The sequence below is a fragment of the Pseudomonas costantinii genome (assembly GCF_001870435.1).
Classification (GTDB): domain Bacteria; phylum Pseudomonadota; class Gammaproteobacteria; order Pseudomonadales; family Pseudomonadaceae; genus Aquipseudomonas; species Aquipseudomonas costantinii.
In genome coordinates this window covers 97,425-110,728 of sequence record NZ_MDDR01000025.1, presented here as the reverse complement: position 1 = coordinate 110,728, position 13,304 = coordinate 97,425, and the positions used below count along the sequence as shown (strand labels likewise).

Sequence of the window (13,304 nt, the reverse complement as noted above, 5' to 3'; positions counted from 1 at the left end):
TTTGTCAGCTCGCCCCAAACCCCTCTTTACCCAAGCTTTACCCTCACCTGACCGCCGCTGACCTTGATCTCCGTAATCTATTCACATCCGGACTCACCGGAATAGAGACAGGAGAATCACCATGCGCAAGACCCTTATCGCCCTGATGTTCGCCGCTGCCCTGCCGACTGTTGCCATGGCCGCAATGCCTGATGGCCAAGGCCCGATGGGCGGTCCTGAAGGCCACATGATGGGTGGCCCAGGCCACGGCGGTGAACACGGTCCGCGTGGCAAAGGCGGCCCATTCAGCCAGCTGGATCTGAGCAAGGAACAGCGCCAGCAAATCGGCAAATTGATGGGTGAGCAATGGCACGCTCGCAAAGACCTGGTCAAAAAGTACCTGGACAAACTCCCGGCCGCCGACCAGAAAGCCATGCAGGATGAAATCGCCGCAGGCAAGCAAAAAACCCAGGCAGACATCCGTGCCGTGCTGAAACCTGATCAACAGAAGAAATTCGACGAGATCGTCAAGAAACAAGCTGAGCGCCGCGCCGAGTGGAAGGAATTCCAGGCCTGGAAAGCCCAGCAGCCGCAAAAAGCGCAATAATGATCTAGCTTTACCTCCCCAGCCCAGTGGCCCCCACCACTGGGCTTTTCCTGTTTGAGGATTTCCTGTGCGTTCATTGTTCTGGCGTATCCTGGCCAGCTTCTGGCTGGCCATCGCCCTGGTTGCCGGGTTGTCGATCCTGCTTGGGCACATGCTCAATCAGGACGCCTGGATTCTCAGCCGCCACCCCGGCCTCAACAACCTGGCGCAAGAATGGACGCAACTCTACGAAGCCCAGGGTGAAGACGCTGCCCAGGACTTGCTGCAACAGCGCAAACGCCAGTACCACATCGACGTGCAAGTGCTGAACGAAAGCGGCGAGCCGGTGGTGCCTGGCACCTTCCCACGCCGTGCCGCGGCCTTTGAAGCTCGGCAAAATGACAGCAAGGACGGCCACCTGCCCTGGCGGCGCCTGACCGCCGAGTACACCAGTGAAAAAACCGGCGACACCTACCTGCTGATCTACCGCATCCCCCATCCGGAACTGGACGCCTGGCATCGCAGCAGCCTGGCGTGGCCGCTGAGTGCACTGGCGATTGCACTGGTCGTGTTGACGCTGTTCAGCCTGCTGGTGACGCTGTCCATCACCCGCCCGCTCAGCCGCCTGCGTGGCGCGGTACATGATCTGGGCCAGGCCACTTATCAGCAAAATAGCCTGGCGCAGCTGGCCAATCGGCGTGATGAGTTCGGCGTGTTGGCCACCGACTTCAACCGCATGGGCGCGCGCCTGCAAAGTCTAATCAGTAGCCAGCGTCAGTTGCTGCGGGACGTGTCCCACGAGCTGCGCTCGCCCCTCGCCCGCCTGCGAATCGCCCTGGCCCTGGCCGAACGTTCCAACCCCGAAGAGCGGGAAAAATTCTGGCCACGCCTGACCCGCGAATGCGACCGTTTGGAAGCGCTGATCAGCGAAATCCTGGTATTGGCCCGTGTGGATGCCGACAACGCCAGTGCCGAAGAAGTGGACCTCAACCCACTGCTCAAAACCCTGCAAAAGGACGCCCAACTTGGCGCGCCGGACCAGGTGGTGCAACTGACGGCCGAATCCGAGCTACACCTCAAGGGCTGGCCGACCATGCTCGAACGGGCCGTGGATAACCTGTTACGCAACGCGCAGCGCTTCAACCCGCAAGGCCAGCCGATCGAATTGCAGGCCCAACGCCAGGGCGAGCGTATTCTGATCAGCGTGCGCGACCATGGCCCCGGCGTTGACGCCGAACACTTGAGCCAATTGGGCGAACCGTTTTACCGCGCCCCCGGCCAGGTTGCCCAAGGCCATGGCCTGGGCCTGGCCATCGCGCGTCGCGCCGCCGAACGCCATGGCGGTAGCCTGATTCTGGCCAACCACCCTGAAGGTGGTTTTATCGCCAGCATCGACCTGCCGTTGGAACCTGGAATTGTCACACCCGTGTGATGATCTTCTATAGTGGCCCTTCTCTTACGGAGGGCCTTTGATGACTGACCTGCTGACACCCATCCAAGCCGCACTCGATCTACCGCACATCCCGCTGACCAAAACCTCGGCCGGTGCCCTGCCCTCGACGTTCGCCGTCACCGAGCTGGCCTGCGCCACCGTTGGCGCCGCAGGCCAAGCGGTCGCGCAGTTGATCCAGCAACAGACCGGGCGCTTGCCTGGCGTCACCGTGGACCGGCGCCTCGCCTCTTTCTGGTTTTCATCCTCGATTCGCCCCGCAGGCTGGCAAATGCCGCCGCTGTGGGACCCGGTGGCCGGCGACTATGCCTGCGCCGATGGCTGGATTCGTTTGCACACTAACGCGCCTCATCATCGCGCTGCCGCCGAGCGCGTATTGGGCAAGGTGGTTGACCGTGCCGAGATGGCCGCCAAAGTCACTGCGTGGAATGCCGCGCAATTGGAGCAGGCGATTGTCGATGAAGGCGGGTGTGCGGCGCAGATGCGTGCGTGGCAGGCCTGGCAGACGCACCCCCAAGGGTTGGCGGTGAATGCAGAAGATCTGGTACAGCGCCAGACTTTCGAAACCACCACCGGCAAACCTTGGCTCGGCTCGGTGGCGCGCCCGCTGGCGGGCCTCAAGGTGTTGGACTTGACCCGCGTATTGGCGGGCCCCGTGGCCAGTCGCTTTCTCGCGGGATTGGGCGCGGATGTATTGCGCATTGACTCACCCACCTGGAGCGAACCGGGTGTGGTGCCGGAGATGACCCTGGGTAAACGCTGCGCTCGCCTCGACCTGAAAAGCCCCGAGGGCCGACAGATTTTCGAAAGCTTACTCAAAGAGGCCGACATCCTGTTCCACGGTTACCGCGCCGATGCCTTGGAGCACTTGGGCTACACCGCCAGTGAGCTGCGAGCGATTGCCCCTGGCCTGATCGACGTGAGCCTCAACGCCTACGGCTGGAGCGGCCCATGGCGCAATCGCCGCGGCTTCGACAGTCTGGTGCAAATGAGCAGCGGGATTGCCGACGCGGGCATGGCCTGGAAACAGTCGGATAAACCGGTGCCGCTGCCGTTGCAGGCGCTGGATCACGCCACCGGGTATTTGATGGCGGCCAGTGCGATTCAGGCCTTGAGCGAGCGATTGAAATCCGGGCGCGGCGGTTCGGCGCGATTGTCATTGGCGCGTACGGCGAAGTTATTGGTGAAGGCCGGGCAGGTTCCGGAGCAACCGGCGTTGCGGGCTGAAGAAGCGAGCGATCAAGGTTTGGTGGTGGAGCAGACGGCCTGGGGCCAGGCCCATCGGTTGCTCGCGCCGGTCACTATCAGCGGGACGCCATTGCAGTGGGATTTACCGGCTGGGGAGCTGGGATCACACCGGCCTCAGTGGTGACCTGATTACCGCTATCGCAGGCAAGCCAGCGCCCACAGGTGACCGCATTCCAAAGGATGTACTCGGTCAAAATGTGGGAGCTGGCTTGCCTGCGATGAGGCCATAACAAGCACAATCAATCCCCCCGGCTCAGCGACGTCCATAAGTGCTGCGCCGCATAAGCCCTCAACGGCCGCCAAGCCTCGGCCCGCGCCAACAACTGACGCGCCGAAACCGGTCCACCTTCCAACGCCGCCAACGCATTGATCAACCCGATATCCCCCGACGCAAACGCATCCGGCTCGCGCAACTGGCGCATGGCGATGTACTGCGCCGTCCAGTCGCCAATCCCCGGTAAAGCCACCAGCCGCGCCACGCCGTCCTTGAGGCTGGCCTTGGGTTCAAACACATCTGGATCATCCAGCAACGCCTTGGCGACACAGGACAAGGTGCGGCCCCGCGCTTTAGGCATGCCCAACGTCGCCAAATCCGCCGCCGCCAAGACTTCGGGCGTCGGAAAGACATGGGTGATATCAGCAAAAGGGGTTTCCAGCGGCTGGCCATACTGCGCCACCAATTTGCCCGCCAAGCGGATCGCCGCGACCACCGTGATTTGCTGGCCAAGCACCGCACGAATCGCCAGTTCCAGACCGTCCCAGGTGCCCGGCACGCGTAACCCAGGGCGAGCTGCGACGAGTTGCGCCATCAACGGGTCCGTCGCTAACTGCGCGTTGATCCGTTGAGGCTGAGCGTCCAGATCAAACATGCTCCTCAGACGCCGCTCAATCTCGGGCAAGGCTGCAGCGTCAGGAAACTCAACACCGACCTCCAACCAACTCCCCGCCCCCGGCGTAACACTGATCCAGCCATGCTGCCCACCCACGCTGATGCTGCGCCGATATACACCAGCCTCAACGGTTTCCAACCCACCGATAGCCCGCATCGATAAAAAGCCCAACATCGCCGCCCAGTCATAGGGCGGCTGATACGCCAGTCTCACAACGACAACACCCCGCTATACAGCCCGTACGCCGCCAGCCCTGCGCCTGCGATCACGCAACTGAAAATGCCTTTTTCCATGGAGGTGAACAAGGGCAGGCCTTGTTCACGTTTAGCCTGGGCGAACAGGATCACACCCGGTGCATACAGCAACGCCGACAGCAGCAGGTACTTCAAGCCCCCGGCGTAGAGCAGCCACACCGCATAAGCGAGGGCAATCAGGCCCACCAGCAAGTCCTTCATGCGTCGGCGGTGGGCGCCTTCATACGTTTCGCCGCGCCCGCTCAACAGCACCGCGTAGGCAGCCGACCACAGGTACGGCACCAGAATCATCGAGGACGCAAGGTAAATCAGAGTGGTGTAGGTGCTTTTGGAAAACAGCGTAATCACCAGGAACACCTGGATCATCACATTGGTCAGCCACAGGGCGTTGACCGGTACCTGGTTGGCATTTTCCTTTTTCAGGAAAGCCGGCATGGTCTTGTCGTGGGCCGTGGCGTAAAGGATTTCGGCGCACAGCAACGCCCATGACAGCAGGGCCCCCAGCAGCGACACCGCCAGGCCGATGCTGATCAGCATCGCGCCCCACGGCCCGACGATATGTTCCAACACGCCCGCCAGGGACGGGTTTTGCAATTGCGCGAGGTCCGGCTGGCTCATGACGCCCAGGGACAGCACATTCACCAGTACCAACAACGCCAGCACACCAATAAATCCAATCACCGTGGCGCGGCCCACGTCCGAGCGCTTCTCGGCCCGCGCCGAATACACGCTGGCGCCTTCGATGCCGATAAACACAAACACCGTGACCAGCATCATGTGCCGTACCTGGTCTACCACGCTGCCGATGTTGGGATTACCCAAGCCCCAGATATCGCGGGTAAAGATATCGGCCTTGAACGCCACGGCGGCAATCGCGATAAACATCAGCAAGGGCACAACCTTCGCCACAGTGGTGATCTGGTTGATGAACGTCGCCTCCTTGATCCCGCGCAGCACCAGAAAATGCACGGCCCACAGCAGCACCGACGCACAGCCGATGGCAATCGGCGTATTGCCCTGGCCAAATACCGGAAAAAAATAGCCGAGGGTGCTGAACAGCAACACGAAGTAACCCACGTTGCCCATCCATGCACTGATCCAGTAACCCCAGGCGGATGAAAAGCCCATGTAGTCGCCGAAACCGGCCTTGGCGTAGGCATACACCCCGGAGTCCAGTTCAGGTTTGCGGTTGGCAAGGGTCTGGAACACAAAGGCCAGGGTCAGCATGCCGACGGCGGTGATCGCCCAACCGATCAACACCGCACCCACCTCGGCGCGCGCGGCCATATTTTGCGGCAGGGAGAAGATCCCGCCACCGATCATTGAGCCCACCACCAAGGCAATCAGGGCGCCAAGTCGAAGTTTCTGGGTCGGTTGAGACATGAAAACTCCTGAAGAAATAACGACTTTAGCTGACAACCGTGCACTCAACTAATTAACTCAGCGAGTGTAGCGTTTATTAGAGAAGGCGATAAAACCAACACGTTCATAACCTAATGACATGTCAATTTGTAAAGTTTAGGCTTATTTAGAATTTAAATACCGCTTGAACTTCAGCGTGTGTCGACTACTTGGCAACGCGTCCTAGAAAAGTTTGCACATTCAGGAAAACGGTCTAACTTCAAACGTCCATGCCCCTGACCAAATAATTAACCATAACGCAGAGACCGCTCTGGAAAGCGCCTCTACGGGCGATTTTATTGCCTAAAGGATTTCACCCCAAGTCATTAATTCACAATGGAATGTGCCAATGAAGTGATCTGAGTCAGCTGTTTGATTAGCGCACAGAATTATTCTGTGGTCTCTCTTCTCCTGCATTGGAGTCATGCAATGTCTGAAACTCCCGGAAAACTTCGATTAGGTGCACTGGTTGCACTTGTCGTGGGCTCAATGATTGGCGGCGGGATCTTCTCACTGCCGCAAAACATGGCCGCCAGCGCCGATGTGGGTGCGGTGTTGATCGGTTGGGTGATTACCGCCATCGGCATGTTGACCCTCGCGTTCGTATTCCAGACCCTGGCCAACCGCAAGCCCGACCTCGACGGCGGGGTGTACGCCTACGCCAAGGCCGGTTTCGGCGACTACATGGGTTTCTCATCGGCCTGGGGCTACTGGATCAGTGCCTGGCTAGGCAACGTCGGTTACTTCGTGTTGCTGTTCAGCACCCTCGGATACTTCTTTCCCATCTTCGGCGAAGGCAACACACCCGCTGCGGTGATCGGTGCCTCGGTGTTGCTGTGGGCCGTGCATTTTCTGGTGCTGCGCGGGATCAAGGAAGCAGCCTTCATCAACCTGGTGACCACCGTCGCCAAGGTGGTGCCGCTGGTGCTGTTCGTATTGATCGCATTGTTCGCGTTCAAGCTGGACATCTTCACCGCTGACATCTGGGGCGTGAAAAACCCGGACCTGGGCAGCGTGATGAACCAGGTGCGCAACATGATGCTGGTCACCGTGTGGGTGTTCATCGGCATCGAAGGCGCGAGCATCTTTTCGTCCCGTGCGGAAAAACGCTCCGACGTCGGTAAAGCCACCGTGATCGGCTTTATCACCGTGCTGCTGTTCCTGATGCTGGTGAACGTGCTGTCCCTGGGCATCATGACCCAACCGGAACTGGCCAAGCTGCAGAACCCGTCGATGGCCGCCGTGCTGGAGCATGTGGTGGGCCACTGGGGTGCGGTGCTGATCAGCGTTGGCTTGATCATTTCCTTGCTGGGGGCACTGCTGTCGTGGGTGTTGCTGTGTGCGGAGATCATGTTCGCCGCCGCCAAGGACCACACCATGCCGGAGTTTTTGCGCCGCGAAAACGCCAACCATGTGCCGGCCAATGCCCTGTGGCTGACCAACGCGATGGTGCAGATTTTCCTGGTGATCACGCTGTTTTCCGCCAGCACTTACCTCTCGCTGATCTACCTCGCCACCTCGATGATCCTGGTGCCTTACCTGTGGTCGGCGGCCTACGCGCTGCTGCTGGCGGTGCGCGGCGAGACCTACGAAAACGCCCTGCGCGAGCGCAAGAAAGACCTGTTCATCGGCGCCATCGCATTGATCTACGCGGTGTGGCTGCTTTACGCCGGCGGCACCAAATACCTGCTGCTCTCCGCCCTGCTCTACGCCCCCGGCGTGATCCTGTTCGCCATGGCCAAGCGTGAGCTGGGCAAACCGATTTTCACCAACGTCGAGAAGCTGATTTTCGCCGCAGTCGTCATAGGCGCCCTCGTGGCGGGCTATGGCCTCTATTCGGGCTTCCTGACTCTGTAACCCAAGATGGATTTGTTCACTGGAGGATCTGTAATGACCACGGAAAAAGTGAAGTACGGCGTACATTCCGAAGCCGGCAAACTGCGCAAAGTCATGGTGTGCTCCCCAGGCTTGGCCCACCAGCGGCTGACCCCCAATAACTGCGATGAGCTGCTGTTCGATGACGTGCTGTGGGTGGCCCAGGCCAAGCGCGACCATTTCGACTTCGTGACCAAGATGCGCGAGCGCGACATCGATGTGCTGGAAATGCACAACCTACTGACCGATATCGTCGCCAACCCCGAAGCGCTGGACTGGATCCTGGAGCGCAAGATCACCGCCAATACGGTTGGCCTGGGCTTGGTCAATGAAGTCGGCTCGTGGCTGCGCAGCCTGGAGCCACGCAAGATCGCCGAGTTCCTGATCGGTGGCGTGTCGGCCGATGACCTGCCAAGCAGCTTCGGTGGCAAGACCATCGAGATGTTCCGCGACTTCCTCGGCCACTCAAGCTTCATCCTGCCACCGCTGCCCAACACCCAGTTCACCCGTGATACCACCTGCTGGATCTACGGCGGCGTGACGCTGAACCCGATGTACTGGCCGGCGCGACGTCAGGAAACCCTGTTGGCCAGCGCCATTTACAAATTCCACCCCGAGTTCACCAACGCGGACTTCCAGATCTGGTACGGCGACCCCGACCAGGAGCACGGTGCCTCCACGCTGGAAGGCGGTGACGTGATGCCGATTGGCAACGGCGTGGTCTTGATCGGCATGGGCGAACGCTCGTCCCACCAGGCTATCGGCCAACTGGCGCGCAACCTGTTCAAGAACAAGGCGGTGGAACGCGTGATCGTTGCCGGCCTGCCGAAATCCCGCGCGGCGATGCACCTGGATACCGTATTCAGCTTCTGCGATCGCGACCTGGTGACCATCTTCCCCGAAGTGGTCAACCAGATCGTCGCGTTCACCCTGCGTCCTGACGAGAGCAAACCGCACGGTATCGATATCCAACGGGAGAAAACCAACTTCCTCGACACCGTGGCCGCGGCACTCAACCTCAAGGCCCTGCGCGTAGTAGAAACCGGCGGCAATGCCTTCGCCGCCGAACGCGAACAGTGGGACGACGGCAACAACGTGGTGGCCGTGGAGCCAGGCGTGGTCATTGGTTACGACCGCAACACCTACACCAACACCCTGCTGCGCAAGGCCGGTGTGGAAGTCATCACCATCAGCGCCGGTGAACTCGGCCGGGGCCGGGGCGGCGGCCACTGCATGACCTGCCCGATCATTCGCGACCCTATCGACTATTAATTTTCAGGCCTTGGCCGCCGCCCACAAAGCGCCGGCCAAGGGGATAACCTAAACAGAAGGAGATCCATCATGGCTTTTAACATGCGCAACCGCAGCCTGCTCTCGCTGATGCACCACACCACTCGCGAGCTGCACTACCTGCTGGACCTGTCCCGCGACCTCAAACGCGCCAAATACACCGGCACCGAGCGTCCGCACCTGAAGGGCAAAAACATCGCGCTGATTTTCGAAAAAACCTCGACCCGCACCCGCTGCGCGTTCGAAGTAGCGGCCCATGACCAAGGCGCCCACGTCACTTATATCGACCCGGTGTCGTCGCAGATCGGCCACAAAGAAAGCATGAAAGACACCGCCCGCGTGCTGGGCCGTATGTTCGATGCCATCGAGTACCGTGGCTTTGAACAGGAAATCGTCGAAGAGCTGGCCAAGTTCGCTGGCGTGCCGGTGTTCAACGGCCTGACCGCCGAATTCCACCCGACGCAAATGATTGCCGACACCCTGACCATGCGCGAACACAGCGACAAGCCGCTGCATGACATCAGCTACGCCTACCTCGGTGACGCCCGTTACAACATGGGTAACTCACTGCTGATGATCGGCGCCAAGCTGGGCATGGACGTGCGCATCGGCGCACCGAAAGCCCTGTGGCCCCATGAAGATTTCATCAAGCAGTGCCAGGCATTTGCCGAGGAAAGCGGCGCGCGCATCACCATCACCGAAGACCCGAAAGAAGCGGTCAAGGGCGTGGACTTCATCCATACCGATATCTGGGTGTCGATGGGTGAGCCGGTAGAAGCGTGGGACGAGCGTATCGAGCAACTGCTGCCGTACCAGGTCAACGCCAAGATGATGAAAGCCTCGGGCAATCCTCGGGTGAAATTCATGCACTGCCTGCCGGCATTCCACAACAGCGAAACCAAGGTCGGCAAGGACATCGCCGCGCGCTATCCGAACCTGGCCAATGGTGTGGAAGTGACCGAAGAGGTGTTTGAGTCGCCCGCCAATATCGCGTTCGAGCAGGCGGAAAACCGCATGCACACCATCAAGGCGATTCTGGTGTCGGCGTTGGCGGATATCTAACTTCCACTGATCGTTCCCACGCTCTGCGTGGGAATGCCGCCCTGGACGCTCCGCGTCTGCACTTAAAGTCGTGACGCGGAGCGTCACAGGATGCATTCCCACGCAGAGCGTGGGAACGATCATCTCTAGAAGGATTGCATTATGCGTATCGTCGTTGCACTGGGCGGTAACGCCCTGCTCCGCCGTGGTGAACCCATGACCGCGGACAACCAACGCGCCAATATCCGGATCGCCACCGAACAGATCGCCAAGATCTACCCCGGCAACGAACTGGTGATCGCCCACGGCAATGGCCCGCAAGTCGGCCTGCTGTCGCTGCAGGCGGCGGCCTACACCCAGGTTTCGCCATACCCGCTGGACGTTTTGGGCGCCGAGACCGAGGGCATGATCGGCTACATCATCGAACAGGAACTGGGCAATCTGCTGGACTTCGAAGTGCCCTTCGCCACCTTGCTCACTCAGGTGGAAGTCGACGCCAAAGATCCGGCCTTCAAAAACCCCACCAAACCCATCGGCCCGGTGTACTCCAAAGCCGAAGCTGAAAAACTGGCCGCTGAAAAAGGCTGGGCCATCGCGCCGGATGGCGATAAATACCGCCGCGTAGTTGCCAGCCCGCGTCCGAAGCGCATCTTTGAAATCCGCCCAATCACCTGGTTGCTGGAAAAAGGCAGCATTGTTATTTGCGCCGGCGGCGGTGGGATTCCAACGATGTACGGTGATGACGGCAAGCTCAAAGGCATCGAGGCAGTGATCGATAAGGACCTCTGCTCGTCCCTCCTCGCCGGGCAACTGCACGCCGATTTGCTGGTGATCGCCACTGACGTCAACGCCGCCTTTATCGACTACGGCAAGCCGACCCAAAAAGCCATCGGCCAGGCCCACCCCGACGAAATGGAAAAACTCGGCTTCGCCGCCGGCTCCATGGGGCCCAAGGTTCAAGCCGCCTGTGAGTTCGCCCGCCAGACTGGCAAAACCGCAGTCATCGGTTCACTCTCGGACATCGAAGCCATCGTCCAGGGCAGTGCCGGCACGCGGATCAGCACGGCAAAACCTGGCATCACCTACCTATGAAGTAGAGGAGAAACGCCTATGGCCACCTTTGAACCTGGTCACTTGCACATTGAACGTCACGCGCTCACCAAGGACGACCACAGCTACAACCTGTGCATCGACTACGAAGTCAGCCAGGACCCAAAGGAAGGCAAGGGAATGCTGTTCAAGATGCACGGTTCGGTGCAAGGCAAGGACCTCAAGGAAGAGTTCTTTTTGCCCAAGGACCAAGCGTTCGACTTTGCCCGCTATGCGATGAAGATCGCGCAGAAGTATGGAATGCCGAAGGCTGCCGTGCTTAATGGGCAGATGCACAAGCAGTACGATCTGATGTTTGAGGATGTGCGGCATCAGTTGGATGTGAAGCCGGGCGATCCGATCAAACCCGAACACCTCGAGTAGTTGCACCCGATGATCGTTCCCACGCTCCGCGTGGGAATGCATCCCGTGACGCTGTGCGTCACTTTGCGCAGGACTTGAAACCTGAATCGACAGCGGGACGCGGAGCGTCCATGGCGGCATTCCCACGCAGAGCGTGGGAACGATCATTCAACTCCTTTCTCACAGGTAAACCAGCTCCCGCATTTTGATCTCCATCGTCTCCAAGGCATACTTGCCGCCTCTCGCTCTGCAGATTTGTCAGCCACCCCATGCGTATCCACGTCAGCTTCATCGACCGCGTCGGCATTACCCAGGAAGTCCTGGCCTTGCTCGGTGGGCGCAATCTCAACCTGGATGCAGTGGAGATGGTGCCGCCCAACGTCTATATCGACGCGCCGACCCTCAGCGCCGACGTCCTCGAAGAACTGCGCGACGCGCTGTTCAGCGTGCACGGTGTGCAGGCGGTTACCGTGGTGGACATCCTTCCCGGCCAGCGCCGCCACCTGCAACTCGACGCCCTGCTGGCCGCCATGACCGACCCGGTGCTGGCGTTGGACAGCGCGGGCAAAATCCTGCTGGCCAACCCTGCACTGATCGCCCTGTACGGCCGCGAACCGGCTGGGGAAAGCATCGCCGAGCTGTTCAACGACCCGGCGCTGCTGGAGACCTTGCTGGAACATGGCTTTCGCCTGGCCCTGCGCGAAATCAGCGTCAACGGCCAGACCCTGCTGCTGGACGCCACGCCGATCACCGACGCCGGCGCCCTGCTGACCCTGTACCAACCCAACCGCATCGGCGAACAACTGTCGGCGCTGCACCACGACCATGCCGAAGGGTTTGATGCGCTGCTGGGCGAGTCCCCCGTCATTCGCACCCTCAAGGCGCGGGCGCAGCGGGTGGCGGCGTTGGATGCACCGTTGTTGATTCAGGGCGAGACCGGCACCGGCAAAGAGCTGGTGGCCCGAGCCTGCCATGCGATCAGCGCGCGCCACAGTGCGCCGTTTCTGGCGCTGAACTGCGCAGCACTGCCGGAGAACCTCGCCGAGAGCGAGTTGTTCGGCTACGCCCCCGGCGCCTTTACCGGCGCCCAGCGAGGCGGCAAGCCGGGCCTGATGGAGTTGGCCAACCAGGGCACGGTGTTTCTGGATGAGATCGGCGAAATGTCGCCGTACTTACAGGCCAAGTTGCTGCGTTTTCTCAACGACGGCAGTTTCCGCCGTGTGGGCGGTGACCGCGAAGTGAAGGTCAATGTGCGCATCCTCAGCGCCACCCACCGCGACCTGGAAAAGATGGTCAGCGAAGGCACCTTTCGTGAAGACCTGTTCTACCGCCTCAACGTACTCAACGTTGAAGTGCCGCCGCTGCGCGAACGCGGCCAGGACATTCTGCTGCTCGCCCGTTACTTCATGCAGCAGGCCTGCGCGCAGATCCAACGCCCGGTGTGCCGCCTGGCGCCCGGCACTTACCCGGCGCTGTTGGGTAACCGCTGGCCGGGCAATGTGCGGCAATTGCAGAACGTGATCTTCCGCGCCGCGGCCATTTGTGAAAGCAGCCTGGTGGATATTGGCGACCTGGACATCGCCGGCACCTCGGTGGCACGCCAAAGCGACGGGGAAATCGACAGCCTGGAACAGGCAGTGGAAGACTTCGAGCGCAGCCTGCTGGAAAAGCTCTACACCAGCTACCCCTCGACCCGCCAATTGGCCAGCCGCCTGCAAACTTCCCACACGGCCATCGCCCATCGCCTGCGCAAATACGGCATTCCCGGTAAGAATTGATTGCACTCGGTCCAAATGTGGTCTGAGAACGACATCCACTGTACTGAAAGCGCTACAGCG

The 13,304-nt window shown here is 60.4% G+C and carries 11 protein-coding genes; 9 read left to right on the top strand and 2 right to left on the bottom strand.

Translation table 11 applies throughout. The annotated features are described in order from the left end of the window. Nucleotides 1–121: 121 nt before the first annotated feature. The 3 genes from BFL40_RS13080 (at nt 122) to BFL40_RS13070 (ending at nt 3,387) form a co-directional block, all read left to right on the top strand. Entirely contained in the window at nt 122–586 is a 465-nt protein-coding gene (locus tag BFL40_RS13080) for an LTXXQ domain protein (RefSeq protein WP_071484385.1), read from the top strand. Nucleotides 587–653: 67 nt separating this feature from the next. Continuing rightward, nucleotides 654–1,997, top strand: coding sequence for a sensor histidine kinase (locus BFL40_RS13075; RefSeq protein WP_071484384.1), 1,344 nt, complete (start codon nt 654–656; stop codon nt 1,995–1,997). A 40-nt stretch (nt 1,998–2,037) separates the two neighbouring features. Beyond that, nucleotides 2,038–3,387: a CoA transferase gene (locus BFL40_RS13070; RefSeq protein WP_071484383.1), complete on the top strand. Its 1,350-nt coding sequence runs from the start codon at nt 2,038–2,040 to the stop codon at nt 3,385–3,387. Between the two features lie 115 nt (nt 3,388–3,502). Here the strand turns inward: BFL40_RS13070 and BFL40_RS13065 are convergent, their stop codons facing one another. Then, the gene (locus BFL40_RS13065; RefSeq protein ID WP_071484382.1) at nt 3,503–4,366 is read right to left on the bottom strand and encodes a DNA-3-methyladenine glycosylase family protein; all 864 of its coding nucleotides are present in this window, start codon (nt 4,364–4,366) and stop codon (nt 3,503–3,505) included. Beyond that, nucleotides 4,363–5,790, bottom strand: coding sequence for an arginine-ornithine antiporter (arcD, locus tag BFL40_RS13060; protein WP_071484381.1), 1,428 nt, complete (start codon nt 5,788–5,790; stop codon nt 4,363–4,365). Before arcD (BFL40_RS13060) ends, BFL40_RS13065 begins: the two co-directional genes overlap by 4 nt. A gap of 447 nt (nt 5,791–6,237) precedes the next feature. Here arcD (BFL40_RS13060) and arcD (BFL40_RS13055) point away from each other — a divergent pair, with 447 nt between their 5' ends. The 6 genes from arcD (BFL40_RS13055) (at nt 6,238) to gcsR (ending at nt 13,244) form a co-directional block, all read left to right on the top strand. Further along, a complete protein-coding gene (gene arcD, locus BFL40_RS13055; protein ID WP_071484380.1) occupies nt 6,238–7,665 on the top strand; it encodes an arginine-ornithine antiporter in 1,428 nt (475 codons plus the stop codon). Between the two features lie 33 nt (nt 7,666–7,698). Next, nucleotides 7,699–8,955: an arginine deiminase gene (gene arcA / locus BFL40_RS13050; RefSeq protein ID WP_071484379.1), complete on the top strand. Its 1,257-nt coding sequence runs from the start codon at nt 7,699–7,701 to the stop codon at nt 8,953–8,955. 69 nt (nt 8,956–9,024) lie between these two features. Next, nucleotides 9,025–10,035, top strand: a complete 1,011-nt coding sequence (locus BFL40_RS13045; RefSeq protein WP_071484378.1) for an ornithine carbamoyltransferase — start codon at nt 9,025–9,027, stop codon at nt 10,033–10,035. A gap of 141 nt (nt 10,036–10,176) precedes the next feature. Next, nucleotides 10,177–11,106 (top strand): carbamate kinase, encoded by a 930-nt coding sequence (gene arcC, locus BFL40_RS13040; protein ID WP_071484377.1) that lies wholly within the window; start codon nt 10,177–10,179, stop codon nt 11,104–11,106. An 18-nt stretch (nt 11,107–11,124) separates the two neighbouring features. After that, on the top strand, nt 11,125–11,487 hold the full coding sequence (locus BFL40_RS13035; RefSeq protein WP_071484376.1) for a DUF5064 family protein: 363 nt from the start codon (nt 11,125–11,127) through the stop codon (nt 11,485–11,487). Between the two features lie 248 nt (nt 11,488–11,735). Next, on the top strand, nt 11,736–13,244 hold the full coding sequence (gene gcsR / locus BFL40_RS13030) for a transcriptional regulator GcsR (RefSeq protein WP_071484375.1): 1,509 nt from the start codon (nt 11,736–11,738) through the stop codon (nt 13,242–13,244). The last annotated feature ends 60 nt before the right edge of the window (nt 13,245–13,304 follow it).